Source organism: Nocardia sp. NPDC047038 (genome assembly GCF_040644075.1).
GTDB classification, from domain to species: domain Bacteria; phylum Actinomycetota; class Actinomycetes; order Mycobacteriales; family Mycobacteriaceae; genus Nocardia; species Nocardia sichangensis.
Window position 1 is genome coordinate 154,609 of the sequence record NZ_JBEYVQ010000005.1, and the last position, 20,562, is coordinate 175,170.

Below are 20,562 nucleotides of genomic sequence, written 5' to 3' on the forward strand. Positions count from 1 at the left end.
GAAGTCCTCACCGCACGGGCAGCCCCCGGAGTGAGCTGGACCACCTTTGCTACCGATTGGTAGGCAATGCCTTCCAGCGCCTCGGCGGGCACCCGCGCAACCGCCGTCGCCGCCATGATCCGCCTTCCGTTCCAGCACGGCAACCGCCTGGCACACGACGAGGCCCGCGCGGCGTCAGCACGCCGCGCGGACCTCGTTCCGGTGGATCAGACCGCGACCGGAAGCCGTGCCCCGTCCTCGGAACCTTCGATCAGGTTCTCCGGCCGGTCCCGGATCATCAGCGCGATGATCGGGACGGCCGCCAAGAAGAACCCGGCGCCGACGTAGAAGGCCACGTCGTAACTGTGGATCGCGGCCCGCGCGGCCAAGTTGTCGATGCCAGGGTTGTCATGCGCGAAGGTCTTGGCGACCTGCACCGAGATGGTGGTCAGCAACGCCGTGCCGACCGCCCCGCCGACCTGCTGCGCCGCGTTCAGCAGCGCGGAGGCGACGCCGGAGTCCTCTTCCTCCACCTGATGCAGCGCGACCGTCTGCATGCCGACGAACAGCGGACCCATCCCGAGCGCGATGAGCACCTGAGCGGGCAGCACACCGGCGAGGAAGCTGTCACCGAAGCTCAGTTGAGCCAGCAGCACCAGGCCGACGACGCCCAGCACGGCCCCGGCCAGCATCAGCGGACGGGGGCCGAGCTTCGGCAGCAGAGCGCTGGTGACACCCGCCGAGATCGCGATGCCCGCCGGGAAGGGCAGGAACGCGAAGCCCGCCTTCAGGGCGGAGTAGCCCAGCGTGATCTGGAAGTAGAAGCTCAGGAACAGGAACATCGCGAACATCGCGATCGGGATGAGCAGCGCGGCGAGGAACGCGCCGCCCCGGTTGATCTCACCCGGGATGTGCAACGGCAGCAGCGGGTTCGCCGAGCGCCGTTCGATCGCGACGAAGGCGACGAGCAAGGCCAGCCCGGCGACCAGCAGCGCCAGCGTGCTGCCCGCCAGCCAGCCGTCGTCGGCGGCACGACTGAAGCCGTACACGATGGAGATCAGACCGAGCGTCACGGTGACGGCTCCTGGCACGTCGTAACCCCCGCTGCGCGGCGCGGGCACGTCCTTCGCCACCCAGGCCAGCGCGCCGAGCAGCGCGATCAGCGCGATCGGCGTGTTGACCAGCAGGCACCAGCGCCAGGAGGCGTATTCGGTGAGCGCGCCACCGGCGATCAGCCCCAGCGCCGCGCCACCGGCGGAGATGCCCGCGAACACACCGAACGCGGTGGCCCGCTCGCCGGGCTCGGTGAAGGTCACCGACAGCAGCGAGAGCGCGGCCGGAGCCAGCAGTGCGGCGAACGCGCCCTGCAACGCGCGTCCGGCGAACAGTTCCGCGCCGGTCTGCGCGAGACCGGCCAGCGCCGACGCACTCGCGAAGCCGATCAGGCCGACGATGAAGATCCGGCGTCGGCCGAGGTAGTCGGCCAGCCTGCCGCCGAGCAGCAGCAGGCCACCGAAGATCAGCGTGTAGGCGGTGAGCATCCATTGCCGGTTGCCGTCGCTGATGTCGAGATCCCGCTGCGCGAACGGCAGCGAGATCGTCACGATGGTGGCGTCCAGCACCACCATGAGCTGGGCTAACGCGATCACTCCCAGCGCGAGCCAACGCGCTGAACCGCTCGCCCGCTGCGGCGCGTGCACCGCTGTCGCGGTCTCGGTCACGGTCTTCTCCTCGTCCTCGATGTCCGGAGCAATCCTGTCATCTAGCGACATTTGTCGTCAAGCGCAAAATGTCGTGTTACGACATTTGACCGTTACGGACAGGAAAACGGCAGGTTGCGTTAACATGGGGGCATGCTCGAGTTATCGGCGCCGACGGGCGCGGGCGCAGCGGCCGACCGCGCCGCCGGCGGCCCGGCGACCCAGGGCCTGCGCGAACGCAAGAAGCAACAGACCAGGCTGCGGATCATCGCCGCGGCCCTCGATCTGTGCGACACACAGGGCTTCGACGCGACCACGATCGAGCAGATCGCCAACGCCGCGGACGTCTCGCCGCGCACGATCAACCGCTATTTCGACAGCAAAGAAGACATCGTCCTGGGGCCCGTGCAGGATTTCGGGCAGACCATCGCCGAGACGCTGCGCGAGTTGCCCCGCACGGGCAACGAACTCGGGGCGCTGCGCCAGGCCTTCCTGCACGTGGTCGATGAAGCCGCCGCGGCGGGCGAGGCGGATCCGCTGTCGTTCCGGCAGTTCCAGAAGATGCAGCGGATTCTGCGCAGCAGCCCGTCGGTCAGCGCGCGCAGCATGGAGCACGCCGACGACAAGAACCACGCGATCGCCGCGGTGGTCGCCGAGCGCCTCGGCACCACGCCGGACGCGCGCCCGGTGCGGCTGATCGTCGGCACCTGGCAACTGATCGGCCACATCGGCATGGAGTGCTCCGACGATGTGTTCCTCGACGACGACCTGGCGGTCGCGGCCAGGGCGGGGCGGGCGGCGTTCACCGAGGCCTACGACGAGTTCGTGCGCACCTGCTGCGGGGCACCGACCGCTGCGGACCAGTGAGTTCGACGGAGGATTTCGGGCGCTGACCGCCCGCCGGTTATGATGCCGGGCAGGTCATGAGTACCAGCGTCAAGCCCCGGCTCGCTGGTCGGCAACCCTCCAGCCGCGGTGGGGTGCTCCGGGTGATGACCTGGCTCCCGAGAGCCGGGAGCAAGCGCGTAACAGGAGGTCGCCGGCATGTGTTGTTGTTCGTTACCCACACACCGCTAACCCCTGCTGTACCGGCGAACACCTGCTTGGGAGCAAACCATGAGTGAATTCACCGCGCCCGGGGCCGAGCGAGGCCCGGCGCAGTCGGCCCCGCACAGCCGTGGTGCCGAGTTCGGGGTCGTGCGCTTCCTCCCGGATCCTCCGCCCGCCGGTTTCGCGGGGGCGGCGACATGACCGTGAACACCGAACCGAGCGCGCGGACCTCCGGCATCGCCCTGCCGCCCCCGGATGGACAGCTCGGCACCATCGCCATCGGGGACGTGCGGCTGGAGAACGGCGCGGTCATCCCGGACGTCCACCTCGCGGTACAACGCTGGGGTGAGCTCTCCCCCGGCATGGACAACATCGTGCTGGTCGAACACGCGCTGACCGGCGACTCGCACGTCGTCGGCAAGCCCGACGGCGTGCACCCGCTGCCCGGCTGGTGGGACGGCATGGTCGGTCCCGGCGCGCCGCTGGACACCGACGAATGGTGTGTGCTCGCGACGAACGTGCTCGGCGGCTGCAAGGGCAGCACCGGGCCGTCCACTGCCGCTCCGGACGGAAAGCCGTGGGGCTCGCGTTTTCCCGAGATCTCCATCCGCGATCAGGTGACCGCCGAAGCCGCTCTGCTCGACCTGCTCGGTGTCGAGCGGCTCGCGGCCGTGGTCGGCGGGTCGATGGGCGGTATGCGGGTGCTCGAGTGGATGGTCGGCGCACCGGATCGGGTCGCCGCGGCGCTGGTGCTCGCGGTCGGAGCCCGCGCCACCGCCGATCAGATCGGCACGCAGGTCACCCAGATCGCGGCGATCACGTCCGATCCGGACTGGCAGGGCGGCGACTATCACGGCACCGGCCGCGCCCCGACGACGGGGATGGCGCTGGCCCGGCGGATCGCGCACCTGACCTACCGCACCGAATTCGAGCTGGATCACCGGTTCGAGAACAAGCCGCAGGGCGACGAGGACCCGTGGAACGGCGGACGCTACGCGGTGCAGAGCTACCTGGACCATCAGGCCGAAAAGCTCTGCAAGCGTTTCGATCCCGCCACCTATGTGCTGCTGACCGAGGCGATGAACCGCCACGACGTCGGCCGCGGCCGGGGCGGCATCGAGGCGGCGCTCTCGGCGACGCCGGTGCCGTGCGTGGTCGGCGGCGTCGACTCCGACCGGCTCTATCCGCTGCGGACCCAGCAGGAACTCGCCGATCTGCTGCCCGGATGCGACGGACTGGAGATCGTGCACTCCCGCGACGGGCACGACGGATTCCTCACCGAGGCGGCGGCGGTGTCCAAACTGCTGACCGAGACCATGCGCCTGGCCCGCGCAGGTGTGCGCCCCGAACGCTGACAAGGGTCCGCTTCCCCTCGCGCCCGCACTGATCGGTACCTCGCGCCGTGATGCCGTCCACTCTCAGAGCGCCGCGGCTCGCCGCGCCGCTTCGATGCGGTTGATGTTGGTTTCGATCCACTCCCGCAGCGCCGCTATCGGCGTGCGCAGACTGTGCCCCAGCTCTGTCAGCGTGTAGTCGACTCGTGGCGGGATCGTGGGATGCACTGTGCGCGTGACGAAACCGTCGCTCTCCAGTTGCCGCAACGTCTGCGTCAGCATCTTCTGGGAGATGCCATCGATACGGTGGCGCAGGTCGGTGTAGCGCATGGTGCCGTCGGCGAGCGCGTCGATGATCAGGACCGTCCATTTCCCCGCGATGTGGTCGAGGATCTCCCGCGTGGGGCACTTCGCGGAGTACACGTCGGCGGGTAGGCCGGAACCTTCGATATAAGTGAGCACCTATTGGAGTGTAGCACACCAAATAGTGCCTTCTTCCCATTGGGGTGTGACTCTCCGATAGTTAGAAATATGGAGACAAAGACACTTTCGGTAGCCGATGCGATCCGTGGACGTCGCACGGTGCGGCACTATCGCCCCGACCCGGTGGCGCCCGAACTGATCGAAGAGTTGCTCGAGCTGACGATGCAAGCGCCGAGCGCATGGAATATGCAGGACCGGTCGATCGTGGTGGTGACCAGCGAATCCGGCCGCGCCGCGCTGTCGGAGGCGGCGTTCGGCCAGCCGCAGCCGAGGGAGGCGCCGGTGGTGCTGGTCTTCGTCGCCGACGCCGCCGCCTGGCGAGACCGCAACGCCGACATCGCCGAACTAGCGGGTCGCAACGGCGCGTGGAACGCCGAGTTCACCGCCATGTTCGACACACGCGCCGAATATTTGGCGCTGGAACAGCGCGGACTGCTGCGGGAGAACGCCGTCAAGAACGCGATGATCGCGGCCACCTACGCGATGCTCGCGGCTACCGGGCTCGGCTTGGCCTCGGCACCGATGAACGGCTGGGACGCGGAGTCGGTGAAGCAAGCCATCGGTATCGGCGACCGGGCAGATCTCGCCATCGCGGTACTGGTCACCATCGGCTACAGCGACGCCGCCCCTCCGCACCCGGGGCGTCGTCCGCGCGAGCGGACGGTCTTCGCCGAGCGATTCGCCGCTGCCCGCTGAGCACAAGGGCGACCCGGCCATCGCTGGGTCGCCCGCCCTCAGCCGACGCCGAGCGTGTTGATCGTGGCCGCGAGGAACAGGATGCTCGACCCCAGCAGCGTCAGCGCGCCGACGTCGAACGGCTTGCTGCGCACCGCCAGCAGCCCCACCCGGGTAGTCGGCAGGCACAGCCGGAATGCCGCCGCCAGCAGCGTCGCACCGCCGAAGAAGAACGTCCCGCGCCGCCAACGATCGGACGCCACGAACACCACCGCCACCACGATGACCAGCGTCACGACGACCATCGGCAGATGAGAACGCAAGAACTCCGCTCCCGAACCGCGGCGTCCGGCCCGGGCGATAGGCGTATCGGCATCGGTCACCTGCCCGATTCTTGCAGACCGGTCCGGTGGTCGACGAGTGGCGCATGGCTGCGGCGAATCGCGAGTACTCCCCGCGGCGGTGTGCCACTCGTGTGGGGTGCGGGCCGACGGCTCCGGTGACCTGGTTGACTGATGCGTCGTGTTCCATCTGATGTTCCATGAGCCGCGCATTCCGCCGAATACCGGCAACGCGATCCGGTTGGTCGCGGGGACCGGGTGTCATCTGCATCTGATCGAGCCGTTGGGATTCGATCTGTCGGAGCCGAAGTTGCGCAGGGCCGGGTTGGACTACCACGATCTGGCGTCGGTGACGGTGCACCCGAATCTGGCGGCGGCATGGGAGGTACTGCGCCCGGAGCGGGTTTTCGCGTTCACCACCCAGGGCACCACTCGGTTCACGGACGTGGCCTATCGCGAGAACGACGTGCTGCTGTTCGGCACCGAACCCACCGGCCTGCCCGCGGAGGTGCTGGCCGATCCGCGCATCACCGACCGGCTGCGCATCCCGATGCTGCCCGGCCGCCGCTCCATGAACCTTTCCAACGCGGCCGCGGTGACCGTCTACGAAGCATGGCGCCAACTCGGCTTCCCCGGCGGCATTTGAGCTGCGGCGGCGACATCAAGGCACGTCGATTTCGAATCGTTTGAAGCGGGAGGTCGCGCCCGCCGTCAGCCGGACGGCGGACTTGGGGACTCCGTAGTGGCCTGCGAGCAACTCGATGGCGGCCTTGTTGGCCTTGCCTTCGACGGCGGGAGCCCGCACGTACAGTTGCAGGCTTCCGTCGTCGAGGGTCTCCACCAGCGGTCCCTTACGGCTGTTCGGCTTGATCGTCGCCCTTACCACCGTCGGCACTCTTGCCTCCTGCGCTGGTCTCCGCGCCATCCGAGGCGCTGCTCACCGGCTCCGGTGCCGATTCTCCCGCACCAGGCGTGGGCTTGCGCCGCCGCACCAGGCGCACGATCCCCCACAGCACGGCGGCTACCACCGCGAGGAAGCCCAGCCACGGAATCGCTTTGCCGCTGAACACGATCGCGTCCTGCAGCCAGTCCACCAGCGAGTTCCAGCCGGAGACGATGCCGTCCCAGAAGTTGTCGGGGTCGTCGCCGGAGTTCTTGTGATCGGTGGTGACGTCGATGGTCAGCGTGGACAGGGCGACCTGGTCGTCGAGCCTGCGCTTCTGCGCGGTGAGGCTGTCCAGCTCACCCTGGCGGCTGGACAGCGCCTGCTCGGCGGCGATCAGGTCGGAGGTGGTGGTGGCGCCCGCGATGAGTCCGCGCAGCCGGTCGACCGAGGCTTGCAGTGCCTTGATCCGCGCGTCCAGGTCCTCCCAGTGCATGGTGACGTCGTCGCGGTTGGTGGTGACCCGGGTGATCTGTCCGACCCCGCCGAGGCCCGCGATGAACGCGTCGGTCTTGTCCGCGGGCAGCCGGACGACGAGCGTGGCGCTCGGCTCGGTGTCGTCGGTGCCGGGCTGCTCGGTGCGGCTGTCGACTCGGCCGCCCGCGGCGCGCACCTGGTCGATGATCGTGCCCGCCGCGGTGACCGGCGCGTCCGCGGTGATCTCGACGCTGCCGGTGACCACCTCCTTGCGGGTGGACGTCGGTTCGGCGCCGGAGTTGTCCTCCCGCTTGGGCGGCGCCTGCTCGTGCAGCCCCGGCGGCACGAGCGCGGGAGCCGCGGGTCCCGGCCCGGTGACGATCGTCGGCGTCCGATCCCGGGCGGGTGCCGCGTTGTCGTCACCGCAGCCGGTGAGCAAGATCAACCCCAGCGCGCCGACGCACAGCACAGCAAGCTTCCTCATGCCTGGCACAGTAGCCGTTCGCACTGCGCGAAAAGCCGCGCATAACGGTTCTCTAGAACGCTTCTAACACTTCCTTAAAGCAACCGGCTCAACGGAAGTCGCGCGATTTGGACGTCATCCGCAGATCCATGCGCTGCAGATGTTCGGCGACCACGCTGACCACGCCCTCGGCATTCTGCACCCGCCCGCGGATGAGCAGCGCGGCCGCGCCTTGGGCCAGTCGCCGGTAGCGCCGCCACAGCCCCAGCGAGCAGACGATGTTCACCATGCCGGTTTCGTCTTCCAGATTGAGAAAGGTGATGCCCTCCGCGGTCGCGGGACGCTGCCGATGCGTCACCGCGCCGCCCACCAGGACCCGCGAGCCGTCGGGCACGGTGCGCAGGCCGGAGGCGGGTATGACGCCGAGGGCGTCCAGGCGGGAGCGCAGGAACTGCGTCGGGTAACTGCCCGGCGAAACGCCCGTGGCCCAGACGTCGGCGGCGGCCGTCTCCAGATCGCTCATCCCGGGCAGAACGGGCGCGGTGGTGGACGCGCCGGTGCCGGGCAACCGGTCCGGGCGCTCACCCGCGGCGGCGCCCGCCGCCCAGAGCGCTTCCCGGCGGGCGCTGCCCAGGCTGCCGAGCGCGCCCGCCGTGGCGAGCGATTCCGCTTGCGCGACAGTGAGTTCCACCCGGCCGGTCAGGTCGAGGAAAGACGTGTAGGGTCGCTCGCCCCTGGCGGCGACGATGCGCTCGGCGAGGTCGTCGCCGATCTGGCGGATCGCGGCGAGCCCGAGGCGTACCTCGGTGCCCTTCGCCTCGAGGGTGGGCTCGGCGCGGCTGGCGTTGACGTCGGGACCGTGCACCACGACCCCGTGCCTGCGCGCGTCGGCGACCAGTGATTGCGGCGAGTAGAACCCCATCGGCTGGGCGCGCAGCAGACCCGCGCAGAAGGCGGCGGGATGATGCAGTTTGAACCAGGCCGAGTAGTAGACGATCGAGGCGAAGCTCTGCGAATGACTCTCGGGAAAGCCGAAATTCGCGAAGGCGTAGAGCTTCTCGTAGATACGGTCGGCGACCTCGCCGGTGATGCCGTGCCGCTCCCGCATGCCCTGGTAGAGCCGCGCTTTGAGACGTTCCATGCGCTCCGGTGACCGCTTGGAGCCCATGGCGCGGCGCAGCTGATCGGCCTCCACGGCGGTGAATCCGGCGACGTCGACGGCCATCTGCATGAGCTGCTCTTGGAACAGCGGCACGCCGAGCGTGCGTTCCAGCGAATTCTTCAGCGCCGGATGGTCGTAGACGACGTCCTCGGCCCCGTTGCGCCTGCGGATATAGGGATGCACCGATCCGCCCTGGATCGGGCCGGGGCGGATCAGCGCCACCTCGACCACCAGGTCGTAGAAGCTGCGCGGGCGCAGCCGGGGCAGGGTGGCCATCTGCGCACGCGACTCCACCTGGAAGACACCGACCGAGTCCGCGCGCGAAAGCATCTCGTAGACCTCGGGTTCGGCCAGGTCGAGCGCGTGCAGCTCGACGGTCTCGCCTTCGTGCTCGCGCACCAGGTCGATCATGTAGTGCAGCGCGGAGAGCATGCCGAGGCCGAGCATGTCGAACTTCACCAGATCGATGGCCGCGCAATCGTCCTTGTCCCACTGCAGGACGCTGCGGCCGGACATGCGCGCCCATTCCACCGGGCAGACGTCGGCGATCGGCCGGTCGCAGATCACCATGCCGCCGGAATGGATGCCGAGATGCCGCGGCAGCCCCTCGATATCGGCGGCCAGTTCCAGCACCTCGGCGGGGATGTCGGTGTTCGTCTCCGCGCCCACGCCGGTCCAGCGGCTCACCTGCTTGCTCCACGCGTCCTGCTGGCCCGGCGAGAAGCCCAGCGCCCGTGCGGCATCGCGCACCGCGGACTTGCCGCGATAGGTGATCACATTGGCCACCTGCGCGGCGTATTCGCGGCCGTACTTGCGGTAGACGTGCTGGATCGCCTCTTCTCTGCGATCGGATTCGATGTCGACGTCGATGTCCGGCGGGCCGTCGCGCTCCGGGGAGAGGAAACGCTCGAACAGCAAGTGATTGCGCACCGGGTCGACATTGGTGATGCCGATCGCGTAGCAGACCGCGGAGTTGGCCGCCGACCCGCGGCCCTGGCAGAGGATGTCGTTGTCCTTGCAGAAGCTGACGATGTCGTGCACCACCAGGAAGTAACCGGGGAATTCCAGGTCGTTGATCACCGCGAGCTCGTGCTCGATCTGCCGGTAGGCCTCCGGGTTCTCCTGGGGAGTCCCGTAGCGCGCCGCGGCGCCCGCCATGGCGAGTTCGCGCAGCCAGGACTGCTCGTCGTGTCCGGCGGGCACGTCGAAGGGCGGCAGGTTCGGAGCGATCAACTGCAGGTCGAAGGCGCATTCGCGAGCCAGGGCCGCCGCGTTCGCCACCGCCTGCGGGCAGTCGGCGAACAACCGCGCCATCTCCGCCCCGGACCGCAGGTGCGCACCGCCCGCAGGGGCCAGCCAGCCCGCTATCTCGTCCAAGCTCTGCCTGGCCCGGATCGCCGCGAGCGCCATGGCTCGGCGACGCCCGCTCGGTGCGGCGAAATGCGCTCCGGTGGTGGCGAGCACCGGGAGACCGAGACGATCGGCCAGGGCGATGAGATGAGCGTTGCGCTCGTCGTCCTCCGGGATGCCGTGATGGGTGAGTTCCACGCTCACCCGATCGGCGCCGAAGCGGTCGGTGAGTTCCCGCAACGCGGCTTCCGAACGCTCGAGCCGGGTGCTGCCCGCGCGCGAGTCGAGTTCGAGCGCCTGGCGCAGGTGACCCTTTCGGCATCCGGTCAGGATGTGCCAGTGCCCCTCGGCCGCCGCGGTGAGCGTGTCGAGGTCGTAGCGCAGGATGCCCTTCTCCCCTGCGGCCATGTGCGCGGCGGCGATCTCTCGGGAAAGCCTGCGGTAGCCCTCTTGGCCGCGGGCCAGCACCAGCAGGTGCGGCCCGGCCGGGTCCGGCGCGCCGGTGCGCGGCGCCGAGTCGGGGGCGGCGGCGTGCCCGCGCACGGCGCCCGGCACGTGTGGTTCGAGCGCCGTGCCGAGCGACAGTTCGGCTCCGAAGACGGTGGGCATGCCCCATTCCTTGGCCGCCTCGGCGAAACGGACGGTGCCGTAGAAGCCGTCGTGGTCGGTGAGCGCGATCGCCGTCAGGCCGAGCCGCACCGCCTCCTCCACCAGTTCCTCCGGCTGGCTCGCACCGTCCAGGAAACTGTAGGCCGAATGCGCGTGCAGCTCCGCGTACGGGACCGTCGGTTCATCGACAGGGCGCACCGGCTCGGGCCGGTACTCGCCGCGCTTACGCGACCACGCCGGACTGTCGCCGCCGTCGCCCGGATACGTCACATCGGGGCTCGGCCGCCCGGACAGCACCCGCTCCATCTCCGCCCAGCTGGGCGGACCGTTTCCCCAGCCCACGACTCACCTCCTCGACTCGAACATACATTCGAAGGCGGGCGATGTACAGGCAGGTCAGGACGCCCGGAGACGCTCCACGGAACCGGCGGACAGAGCGGCCTCGACACCTTTCAGGCGAGTCCGGATGAGCGCGCCGTAGGCATCGGAGGCGAGGACGTCGAGATGCCCGCGCGCGATGGCCAACTGCATCCTGGCCACTTCGAACTCGCCGACCCGGCGATGACTGTCGGCCAGGTTCAAATAGAGCGACGGCAAGAAGCCGCGCAGGCCTTCATCGAGCGGCACACCGGGCCCGAACACCGCGGCCAGCGCGCGCTGATCCCAGCGCAGCGCCTCGGCGGGCTCCTCCTGGAGATCGGCGAGATGATGTGCGACCACGCAGCGCTGCAACACTCCGCCGTGTTCGCCGAGTTCGTCCCAGAGCTTTTCCAACGCCCGTCGCCCCGCCGCGGGGTCGACGCCACCGAGCCGCACCGCGGCAAACACCTCCGCCATCCGATCGTCCGACATGCGCTGAGTATCGCACATATGTTCGAACGTTTCGAGAGTTGTTCGATCCGTTTCGCGCATTCGCAAATCCCCAGGCCGCGTGCGGTTCTCGAACCGGCAGGCCGCACCGGCGCGACACGCCGCGACGACCGGGGGCGGCCGATCCCGGACGCGACCGAGAGCACTTGGCAGGGAACTTACTTTGGAGTAAGTTCATGGCCACCAGACCTGCAAAGGAGCAGCAGCGATGACCGACGCCCCCGCTGAGCCCGCCCGCCGCCGGCGCCACAACCGCGACCTCACCGGGCGGCATGTCCTCATCACCGGGGCATCCTCCGGGATCGGGCGGGCGGCCGCGCTCGCGGTCGCAGGCAAGGGCGCCACCGTGTTCCTGCTCGCGCGCCGTGGTGAGGAACTCGCCGCGGTCGTCGACGAGATCAGGGCGGCGGGCGGCTCGGCCTACGGGTATTCCTGCGACATCACCGATTCCGATTCCGTCGACCAGGTGATCAAAACCGTCCTGGACGAACACGGTCACGTGGACATGCTGGTGAACAACGCCGGCCGCTCCATCCGCCGCGCCATCCACCGCTCCACCGACCGGTTGCACGACTTCGAACGCACCATGGCCGTCAACTACTTCGGCGCGCTGCGGCTGACGCTGGCCCTGCTGCCGCAGATGCGGGAACGCAAGTTCGGGCACGTCGTCAACATCAGCAGCGCGGGCGTGCAGGTGGCCACGCCGCGGTTCTCGGCATATCTGGCCAGCAAGGCGGCACTGGACAAGTTCACCGAGGTGGCAGCCGTCGAGACTATGGCGGACGGCGTCACGTTCACCACCATCCACATGCCGCTGGTGCGCACGCCCATGATCACCCCGAGCGGCGACCAGGGCCCCGCCGAGTCGCCCGAGTGGGCGGCCGCGACCATCGTGCGCGCCCTGACCGAACGGCCCAAGCGCATCGACGTGCCTTTGGGCACCATCGCCGAATACGGCGCGCTGCTCACCCCGAAGATCCGCGACCGCGTCCTACACCGCTACTACCGCGCGCTACCCGACTCCCCCGCAGCCAAGGGCGAGTCGACCACCCCCGAAGAACCGGCCGGACCACACCCCCAGCCCCGCCCCCGATCAACCACACGCCGTCTCACCGGCACGGCCCTACGCCGCGCTGCCCGCTGGGTCCCCGGCACGCACTGGTAAGGCGTCCGTGACCGGCACGACCATGTGCCACTCGCGGTTCAACCCGCCAGGAATGGGCGGACGGTTGCGGCGAAGTCGAAGTAGCGGTCGCGGTGGATGCTGTGGCCGCAGGTGAAGGTGGTCACCGTGCAGTCGGTGATGCTTTCTTGCAGGATGGCGAGTTTCTCCGGATCGACCATGCCGCCCGGTCCGCCGCACAACACCAAGGTGGGCGCGGTGATGTCGGAGAGTCGGTCCCACCACTCCGGGTTCGGCTTACGGAACTGCTCCAGCGCGGTCTTCGTCATGGAGCGGTCGAAGGCGAGCACCGCACGCGGGTGCCGGACCAGGCTGGAAGTGGCGTGCCACAGTTCGGGCGCGGTGGGAAACCGGCGGGTCAGGCGCAATTCCTCGGCGCCGGACCGCAGCGGGAGCGGGCATTCCTCGATGACCAGCCTGCGCACCAGTTCGGGGCGCTCCTGCGCGACGCGCGACACCGCGTAACCGCCGAGCGAATGCCCGACCAGATCCACCACGGGCAGTTCCATGTGGTCGCACAGGCGCAGCAGATCGTCGCCGAACTCGTCGAAGAGATAGGAATCGGTGTGTGAGCTACGGCCGTGTCCGCGGAGATCGGGGATGATCACGCGGCGTCCGGATCGCACGAGAACACGCGCGAACCGGTCCCAGGTGTATCCGTCGCCGCCCATGCCGTGCACGAGCAGCACAGGGATGTCGCTGACCGCGCCCATCCCCGAATCCCGATAGGCGATCCGCACGTCTCCGAATGTCACCTGGCCAAGCGTCAGATCCACGACATAGGAGGATACCGGCAGTCATGCCATGCCCCGGCGTGGTGTAGCGCTGATCACCCAACGGCGAAAACGCAGTTCGAACGGCACTTACCAGGCCCGATACCCGCGCCATCGCGAAGTTCGTTGCCCACATTGGTGTTTCGACTGGCGCGAAAAATCCCTGGCGCGTGGGCGAACTCGGAGCAATACTCGCCGCATGCCCTCCTTCGCCGATTTCGATCGCCGCGACTACCGCACCGTCGACGTGGCCACGGGGTACGACGGTTGGGCCCCCACCTACGAACAGACCGTCCTGGACGAGATGGATCTTGCTCTGCTCGGGCGACTGCGGCTGGACCTCGGCCGGGTGCGGCGCGCGGCCGACCTCGGCTGCGGCACCGGGCGAACCGGAACCTGGTTGCGAGACCGCGGAATACCGCACATCGACGGCGTCGACGTGAGCCAGGGGATGCTGGCGTTGGCGGCCGAACGCGGCGCCCACACCACGCTGACCCGAGCGGACGTGCGAGCCACCGGTCTGCCGGAAGGCGCCTACGACCTGGTGATCGCGTCGCTGATCGATGAGCACCTACCGGAGCTGGCGCCGTTCTACGCGGAGGCGTGGCGGCTGGCCGCACCGGGCGCGCGCTGCGTACTGGTCAGCTACCACCCGCAATTCATCATGGTTTCCGGAATGCCGACGCATTACACCGACCCTTCCGGCGAACCGGTGGCGATCAGCACCCACCTGCACTTGATCAGCGAGCACCTGTCGGCCGGTTTGGCCGCGGGCTGGGTCCTCACCGAGGTAGCCGAGGCACTGGTCGACGACGCGTGGCTGGCCCGCAAACCGAAATGGGCCGCCCTGCGCGGACATCCGTTCACGTTGGCGACCGTGTGGTCGTGCCCGGAATGAAGCCTCTCAGCCGTAAATCCCTTCGGCGTGCCAGGTTTCGTCGTGATAGACCAGAAGCAGCACCCGGCTGGCGGCGGGGGCGTCGTCGAGTTGGACCTGTGCGCGGGCAGTGAATTCCGCGTCGTCCACATCGGGGGCCCACCAGCGTTCGTCCACCGGCCACGGGCCGGCCCAGCCGGTGAGCCGCCACTGTTTGCTCCCCCAGCGCAACAGCGCGGGGTCGGCGTCGAACAGGGCGCGGTCGGTGACCTTGACGGGCGCGCCGTCGGCGGCTTCCAGTCGCACCAGCGGACGGTTCATCAGGATCACGGCGGGGGCGGGCTCGGGCAGCCGGCCCGGCCATGGCAGCGCGGGGTCGGCGGCGGGGACGAGTTCGTCGCCCAGCGTGACCATGGTGATTCGTTCGGCGGGGCCGCGTCCGCCGCTCAGCACGCCGACACGCACCGCTTCCCCGCCGAGCAGACCCTGCACTCGGATGAGCGCGCGGCGGGCGCGTTCGTTCTCTTCCCCGTCCCCGCCCCACAAGCCGAGCTGCAGCGCGCCCGCCGTGACCACCTCGACCGGTTCCAGCCGCAGCACGGTGATCGGCGCGGTGGGCCGCGCACCGTCGCGCCGGGTGAGCCAGCCGTCCAGCTGCCAGCGCACCCGATCCGCCGTGCCCTCCGGCGTGAGCGGCTCGGCGCAGCGCCAGATTCGCGAAAGATGTTCCCCCGCCGCGGTTTCCGCGTACACCGAAAGCCTGGTGCAGGCCAGCCCGGCATCCGCGAGCGCGCTGTGCAGCCGGGTGGCGAGCAGGCGACCGGCGAAGGCGGCCGCGTCTACCCGCTCGATCGGCGGATCACAGCGGTACTCCACCACCAGATCCGGCGGTGGCTGCCGCGCGGACGGCGGACGCTCCGGCTCGGCCCTGGCACAGCGATGCGCGAGCACGGCGTCTGTGCCGAACCGGGAGGCGACCTCCGCCGCGGAGAGCACGGCGAAATCGCCGATCCTGCGTAGCCCCAAGCGGTGCAGCAGATCGACCAGATCGGCGCGTTCCGGGGCGGCCAGGCTCGGTTCGACCGCGAGTTCCCCCACCGGTAGCGGTGCGAGAAACCGTGCCCCCTCCCCCGCGGGCACGATCGCGGCGCGGCGGGCGGCGATCACCGCCGTGGACAGCTCGTCGGCGATCCCGATCTGCGCTTCCGCCCCGGCTGCTGCCACCGCGTCGACCAGGCGCTCGGCCGCCGCCTCCTCGGATCCGAAGAACCGCGCCGCGCCGCGCGCGCCGAGCACGAGCAGGCCGGGGCGCAGCACCTCCACACCGGGCACCGTCGCGGCCACCGCGGCGACCAGCGGTTCGAACAGTCGCGCGTCCCGATCCTGATCCTGTTGCGCGAGGAACAGCTCGGGGCAGCGTGCCTGCGCCTCCCTGCGCTTCAAACCGCGGCGCACCCCTTCGGCTCGCGCGATCGCCGAACAGGCCACCACCCGGTTGGCGAACAGCACCGCCACCGGCCGTGTCGCGGGCAGGCCTGCCACCGCCGCCGCGGCGACCGCGGGCCAGTCCGGGCACCACAGGGCGAGCACCCGCTTGGCTCCCGGCCGGATCACGGCGCCGCACCGCGGGCCGCGGCACTCACGACACCGCCTCCTGTGTGTCGACGGCTTCGACCGGCGGAGCCGCCTTTTCGCGCAGCACCCATTCCACGCGCCCCGCATTCGGGCACAAATCCAGCCGCCCACGCCGTGGCGGTCCCGCCTTGCCGCGCACTTCGACCGTCAAACCGAGCGAACGCAAGCGTCCGCGCCCGCGGCCGAGACCGGCATACCCCGCGATGCGGGCATCGAGCTGGAGGGACGCGCCGGGCCAGCGACCGTCGGCGACCACCAGGGTGGCGCCCTTGTTGCGGGCGCGGGCGGCGATCACCCGGCTGCGAGCGGGCGCGACGGCGGCGCCCCCGAGTCCGAGTACGACCAGATCGAGCCCGTCGAGCAGCACCGCGGCCACTTCCACCGGGTCGGGGCCGGGATCGGCGATCACGGCCAGCCGCCGCAACTGCGCCCCCATCTCCACCGCGGCGAGCAGACCGAGCCGGGGCATGCCCACCACCGCGGCGTGCCCACCGCCCTCGGTCACCGCGGCGAGCAGACCGGCCAGCAACGAACTCGCTCCCGTGTACGCCACCACGGAGCCCTTGACCAAGCCACCATCCGGCAACAACGGTGCGAGAGCCGTGGGCACCGGCAATGCCGCTCGGCGCGCCCCGTCTCCGAGCGGAGCCCGCTGTGCTGCCGATTCACCGCGACCCGGCACCGCAGCCATGCGGCTACGCAGCTCAGTGAGGGATGGGGCACCTTCCCGCCCACCACCGCGTCGCGCCGGCGCGCCCCGATTCACCCCTCCCTGCGAGATCGCATCCGAACCCATCTCAACCACCTACTTCCCGCGATGGACCCGAGGCGAAGCATGCGGAGCGACCCTCCATTCGAGCGCCAGCACCGATTCAGCTATCGATTCGTATCGAATATACGTTCGATACCGACACAGTAGAAACCGACCCCCGGGTTTCCGTCAAGGGTTCGGCAGCCTCGTGTCGCGGTCACGCGGGTCCGATCCGGCTTCGAGTGGAATCTGTGCAGGTCCAGCACGCGGGTGTCGACACGAGATGGAGTGCGAGCGATCCGCGACAGCCCTCGTTTCGCACCCGCGGCGCCCTCCGCGGGCGAGGCCGCCCGGCCGTCGGTTCCGCCCGGCGACCGCCGCCGGGCAACCTCGCCGCAGCTTCCCCCTGCCCCGCCGCAAGACGCATCGGGACCGGATCCGGCGCGCGCCCGGCTACCACGCCCGGCACCGGTTCATCGGTATGGTGTGGGGCACACATTCGAACCGAGAGCGGGCGTGACACATACCAGTGCCTCATGTCCGCCTATGCGCGAACACGAATCAGGCCAGCTAGCCCCATTTTCCGCTACCCTGCACCCGTGACCGAACGCGCTCGTCCTACTGTCGGCCCCCAATATCTCGTCGCAGGCCGCTACCGCCTCCAGTCGAAGCTGGGTGGCGGCGGCATGGGCGCGGTATGGCTGGCGCACGACCGCCTGCTCGACCGGGACGTCGCGATCAAGCAGGTGCTCACCACGGCCGGGCTCGATGAGGCCGAAGCCGAGGCGGTCCGCAACCAGATCATGCACGAGGGCCGGGTCGCCGCGAAACTCTCGCACGACCACGCGATCGCCGTGTACGACGTGGTGCTCGAGGCCGGTGAGCCCTGGCTGGTGATGGAGCACCTGCCGTCGCGCAGTGTCGCGAAGGCGCTCGCGCTGGTCGATACGCTGCCGCCGATCGAGGTCGCGCAGATCGGCGCCCAGGTCGCCGACGCGCTGGCCGCCGCGCACGCGGTCGGCATCGTGCACCGGGATATCAAGCCGGGCAACATCCTCGTCGCCGACCGTGGCACCGGCGTGGGCATGGCGAAACTCAGCGACTTCGGCATCTCCAGCGGCGCGGGCGACCTGCTCGACGAACCGGACGGCGTGATCACCGGCACCCCCTCCTACCTGCCCCCCGAGGTCGCGCGCGGAGCGCAACCGACCAAGGCCAGCGACGTGTTCTCCCTGGGCGCCACGCTCTACACCGCGATCGAAGGACAGCCGCCGTACGGCTTCGACGAGGACAGCGACGTCATCGTGCACCGCGCCGCCATGGCGCAGATCATCCCGCCGACCCGCAGCGGCATGCTCACCCAGGCGCTGCTGCACATGATGGAGCCCGCGCCGCAGCGCCGCCCAACCATGGCCGAGGCGCGCGACGAAATCCTCACCGCCGCTTTCGGTCCCGGCACCGGACCGTACATTCTGGGCGCGCCCGTCCGCACCGAGGACGGAACCATCCCGTTCTGGGCCGCGCGCAATTCGGCATCCGGGATCCGCAGCCAGCACTCCACGCCGCTCCCCCGCCCGCACCGCAACCTCGCGGGAGCGGCCGCGGCCACGCCCCCGCAGCGCACCAGGAATTCTCAGCCCGGCAACGCCCCCCTGGCCATCGCCGTCGGCCTGCTGATCGGCCTGGTCATCATCATCGGGATCATCGTCGCAGTCCTCTGACGTCCGGGCACCCGGAGCCGAACGGCAGTCAGTCGATGCGGCGGCGGTGGGCCCATCGGGTCAGGGCGTTGCGGTTGGACTGCTGGGTCTTGCGCAGGACGTTGGAGGCGTGCGTCTCCACGGTTTTGACCGAGATGAAGAGTGATTCGGCGATCTCGCGGTACGTGTAGCCGCGCGCGAGCAGGCGCAGGACCTCGAGCTCACGCGGGGTCAGGGAGTCCAGTTCGGGATCCAAGGGCGGCTCGGGTACCGGGGACCTCCCGGTGAACGAGTCCAGGACGAAACCGGCCAGGCGCGGGCTGAAGACCGCATCGCCGCCCGCCACCCGGCGGATGCCGTCGGCCAGCTCGGCTCCCGAAATCGTCTTGGTGACATACCCTCTGGCCCCGGCCCGGATCACCGCGATCACGTCCTCGGCCGCGTCGGACACGCTCAGCGCCAGGCACACCGGCCCCGGCTCGATACCCGCCAGCACCGCCACCCCACCGCCGTCGGGCATGTGCACGTCGAGCAGGACGACGTCCGGTCGCTCGGCATTGATCCCGGCTACCGCCTCCGCGACCCCGCCGGCCTCACCGACCACCTCCATGTCCGCCTCCCGGCTCAATTCAGCACGCACACCCGACCGAAAAACGGCGTGATCATCGACGAGAAAGACCCGCACGGTCACCTACTTCTCCTAACCGACCCTTGACCCCCAACCCGTACCACACTCGTCCCCCACACGCCTGTCTCGTCCTGGCAGGTGCGGAACGCGTGCCTAGTGGGCGGCCGGAGCGGGCTCTTCGTCCAAGGGGGCGCAGCCGGAATCGGTCCGCGGCATGGCGATTCGGACCTCGGTGCCGCGACCCGGCGTCGACAGGATGTCCACCTGGCCGCCGCGGCGCTCGATCCGGCCGCGAATGGACTTCGCCAGGCCGCGACGATCCTCCGGCACGGACGCGAGGTCGAAGCCGGAGCCGCGGTCACGGACGAAGATGCTCACCTGATGCGGCTCGACCTCGGCGAACAGATCGATCTCCGGGACACCCGCGTGCTTCGCGGCGTTGACCAGCGCTTCCCTGCTCGCGCCGAGCAGGGCGGTGAAGTGTTCCTTCGGCAGACCCGATCCGGAGCCGTCGACGTCCATCGATACGTCGCCGACGGTCACCGGCGCCACCTTCACGCCGTGCTGGTCCTCCACCTCGCCCGCGATGGTCCGCAGGGCCGCGGCCAAGCTCGACTGCGCGGGCCCGGAATCCTCGAACAGCCATTTCCGCAGTTCCCGCTCCTGGCTGCGGGCCAACCGCAGCACTTCCTGCGGGTCGTCGGCCTGACGCTGGATGAGCGCGAGTGTCTGGAGCACGGAATCGTGCAGGTGCGAGGCGATCTCCTCGCGTTCCTCGTTGCGGATGCGGGCGGCGCGCTCGGCGTTCAGCGCGCGCATCATGCGCAGCCACAGCGGAACCGTCAGCAGTCCCGCACCGATCAGCGTGACCGCCACCGCCAGCAGCGCCGATCCGATCGAGCTCAAATTGATCCTGGCCAGCACCACCACACCCAGACCGGCCACGATCAGCGTCGCACCGGCGACGATGCGCGACCAGGTGACCACCGATGGACGCGCGGGCAGCCCGAGCAGCGAACGCGGCCCGTCGACGTCGTACTCCCGCCACACCAGCGCCGCGCCGACCGCCACCACGATGATCGGCGCGATCACCTTCGCCGCGGTCCCGCTGAACACCCAGGACACGGCGATCGCGAGCCCGAGCCCGAGCATCGCGAGCCCGATCGCCTGCCGCCGCTCCGTACCGGAGGGTTTCGCCTGATCCGACCCACCGGGCGTGAAGATCCACAGCAGCCCGTACGCGACGATGCCCGCCCCGGCCAGCGCGGACAGCAGCACGAACGCCATCCGCACCTTGAACACGTCGACACCGAGATGGTCGGCCAGACCGCCCGCCACTCCGCCGACGACCCGGCCGCCCGACCGGCGGAAGATCCGCGCCTGCGGCGGCCATGGGACCGGCGCGGGCGCGGGACCCAGCCCACGTGCAGCGTCGAACCCCCGGGTGTCGAACGCGGGAACAGACGGGTACATGTCTTCGATACTGGCACGGCGACGAAGCTGCCAGCATCGGGATTCACCCTGATCTCGCTTGCTCGACCACACCCGCGCCGACCAGGGCGGACGCGGCCGGGCCCGGTCGAACCCGTGCATAGCTGAAAGTTTGCTGCATCGGTGGATCGGTCCAAAGTGTTCAGGC

At 69.7% G+C, this 20,562-nt stretch carries 19 protein-coding genes and 1 riboswitch; of the genes, 7 read left to right on the plus strand and 12 right to left on the minus strand.

Translation table 11 applies throughout. The features are described 5' to 3' along the window. Window positions 1-206: 206 nt before the first annotated feature. Window positions 207-1,700 carry an MFS transporter gene (locus ABZ824_RS20060; RefSeq protein WP_355079023.1) on the minus strand — a complete coding sequence of 498 codons (1,494 nt, stop codon included), beginning with the start codon at window positions 1,698-1,700 and terminating at the stop codon, window positions 207-209. A 132-nt stretch (window positions 1,701-1,832) separates the two neighbouring features. On the opposite strand from ABZ824_RS20060, the gene ABZ824_RS20065 reads away from it, so the two are divergent. Together ABZ824_RS20065 and ABZ824_RS20070 are read left to right on the plus strand one after the other, a co-directional pair. Next, window positions 1,833-2,546 carry a TetR family transcriptional regulator gene (locus ABZ824_RS20065; protein ID WP_355079021.1) on the plus strand — a complete coding sequence of 238 codons (714 nt, stop codon included), beginning with the start codon at window positions 1,833-1,835 and terminating at the stop codon, window positions 2,544-2,546. A gap of 52 nt (window positions 2,547-2,598) precedes the next feature. Further along, window positions 2,599-2,709: riboswitch (SAM riboswitch) on the plus strand. 217 nt (window positions 2,710-2,926) lie between these two features. Further along, entirely contained in the window at window positions 2,927-4,084 is a 1,158-nt protein-coding gene (locus ABZ824_RS20070) for a homoserine O-acetyltransferase (RefSeq protein ID WP_356964692.1), read from the plus strand. Between the two features lie 63 nt (window positions 4,085-4,147). Here the strand turns inward: ABZ824_RS20070 and ABZ824_RS20075 are convergent, their stop codons facing one another. Then, window positions 4,148-4,525 carry a helix-turn-helix domain-containing protein gene (locus tag ABZ824_RS20075; protein WP_356964693.1) on the minus strand — a complete coding sequence of 126 codons (378 nt, stop codon included), beginning with the start codon at window positions 4,523-4,525 and terminating at the stop codon, window positions 4,148-4,150. A gap of 69 nt (window positions 4,526-4,594) precedes the next feature. Here ABZ824_RS20075 and ABZ824_RS20080 point away from each other — a divergent pair, with 69 nt between their 5' ends. Next, complete coding sequence (locus ABZ824_RS20080) at window positions 4,595-5,242, plus strand: nitroreductase family protein (protein WP_355079015.1); 648 nt, start codon at window positions 4,595-4,597, stop codon at window positions 5,240-5,242. Between the two features lie 38 nt (window positions 5,243-5,280). Here ABZ824_RS20080 and ABZ824_RS20085 read toward each other — a convergent pair whose 3' ends face one another. Next, window positions 5,281-5,526, minus strand: coding sequence for a DUF3017 domain-containing protein (locus ABZ824_RS20085; RefSeq protein ID WP_355079114.1), 246 nt, complete (start codon window positions 5,524-5,526; stop codon window positions 5,281-5,283). A 217-nt stretch (window positions 5,527-5,743) separates the two neighbouring features. Here ABZ824_RS20085 and ABZ824_RS20090 point away from each other — a divergent pair, with 217 nt between their 5' ends. Continuing rightward, window positions 5,744-6,208, plus strand: coding sequence for a tRNA (cytidine(34)-2'-O)-methyltransferase (locus tag ABZ824_RS20090; RefSeq protein ID WP_356964694.1), 465 nt, complete (start codon window positions 5,744-5,746; stop codon window positions 6,206-6,208). 15 nt (window positions 6,209-6,223) lie between these two features. On the opposite strand, the gene ABZ824_RS20095 is transcribed toward ABZ824_RS20090, so the two are convergent. The 4 genes from ABZ824_RS20095 to ABZ824_RS20110 form a co-directional block, all read right to left on the minus strand. After that, entirely contained in the window at window positions 6,224-6,457 is a 234-nt protein-coding gene (locus tag ABZ824_RS20095; protein WP_355079011.1) for a DUF167 domain-containing protein, read from the minus strand. Then, entirely contained in the window at window positions 6,414-7,406 is a 993-nt protein-coding gene (locus ABZ824_RS20100) for a DUF4349 domain-containing protein (RefSeq protein WP_356964695.1), read from the minus strand. The genes ABZ824_RS20095 and ABZ824_RS20100 overlap by 44 nt, the downstream gene beginning before the upstream one ends. Before the next feature lie 88 nt (window positions 7,407-7,494). Beyond that, entirely contained in the window at window positions 7,495-10,848 is a 3,354-nt protein-coding gene (locus tag ABZ824_RS20105; RefSeq protein WP_356964697.1) for an error-prone DNA polymerase, read from the minus strand. Between the two features lie 54 nt (window positions 10,849-10,902). Then, window positions 10,903-11,358 (minus strand): hypothetical protein, encoded by a 456-nt coding sequence (locus tag ABZ824_RS20110; RefSeq protein WP_356964698.1) that lies wholly within the window; start codon window positions 11,356-11,358, stop codon window positions 10,903-10,905. A 226-nt stretch (window positions 11,359-11,584) separates the two neighbouring features. Here ABZ824_RS20110 and ABZ824_RS20115 point away from each other — a divergent pair, with 226 nt between their 5' ends. Continuing rightward, window positions 11,585-12,541, plus strand: coding sequence for an SDR family NAD(P)-dependent oxidoreductase (locus tag ABZ824_RS20115; protein ID WP_356964699.1), 957 nt, complete (start codon window positions 11,585-11,587; stop codon window positions 12,539-12,541). Between the two features lie 38 nt (window positions 12,542-12,579). Here ABZ824_RS20115 and ABZ824_RS20120 read toward each other — a convergent pair whose 3' ends face one another. Next, window positions 12,580-13,335, minus strand: a complete 756-nt coding sequence (locus ABZ824_RS20120) for an alpha/beta hydrolase (protein WP_356964701.1) — start codon at window positions 13,333-13,335, stop codon at window positions 12,580-12,582. A 196-nt stretch (window positions 13,336-13,531) separates the two neighbouring features. On the opposite strand from ABZ824_RS20120, the gene ABZ824_RS20125 reads away from it, so the two are divergent. Then, window positions 13,532-14,230, plus strand: a complete 699-nt coding sequence (locus ABZ824_RS20125; protein WP_356964702.1) for a class I SAM-dependent methyltransferase — start codon at window positions 13,532-13,534, stop codon at window positions 14,228-14,230. A gap of 6 nt (window positions 14,231-14,236) precedes the next feature. Here ABZ824_RS20125 and ABZ824_RS20130 read toward each other — a convergent pair whose 3' ends face one another. After that, window positions 14,237-15,823, minus strand: coding sequence for a DNA polymerase Y family protein (locus tag ABZ824_RS20130; protein ID WP_356964704.1), 1,587 nt, complete (start codon window positions 15,821-15,823; stop codon window positions 14,237-14,239). A gap of 25 nt (window positions 15,824-15,848) precedes the next feature. Further along, entirely contained in the window at window positions 15,849-16,535 is a 687-nt protein-coding gene (locus ABZ824_RS20135; RefSeq protein WP_355078996.1) for a hypothetical protein, read from the minus strand. 659 nt (window positions 16,536-17,194) lie between these two features. Between ABZ824_RS20135 and ABZ824_RS20140 the strand changes: the two genes are divergently transcribed. Next, the gene (locus ABZ824_RS20140) at window positions 17,195-18,316 is read left to right on the plus strand and encodes a serine/threonine-protein kinase (protein WP_355078994.1); all 1,122 of its coding nucleotides are present in this window, start codon (window positions 17,195-17,197) and stop codon (window positions 18,314-18,316) included. A 28-nt stretch (window positions 18,317-18,344) separates the two neighbouring features. Here ABZ824_RS20140 and ABZ824_RS20145 read toward each other — a convergent pair whose 3' ends face one another. After that, on the minus strand, window positions 18,345-18,980 hold the full coding sequence (locus tag ABZ824_RS20145) for a response regulator transcription factor (RefSeq protein ID WP_157111826.1): 636 nt from the start codon (window positions 18,978-18,980) through the stop codon (window positions 18,345-18,347). 96 nt (window positions 18,981-19,076) lie between these two features. Next, window positions 19,077-20,396, minus strand: a complete 1,320-nt coding sequence (locus ABZ824_RS20150) for a PspC domain-containing protein (protein WP_356964705.1) — start codon at window positions 20,394-20,396, stop codon at window positions 19,077-19,079. Window positions 20,397-20,562: the final 166 nt, after the last annotated feature.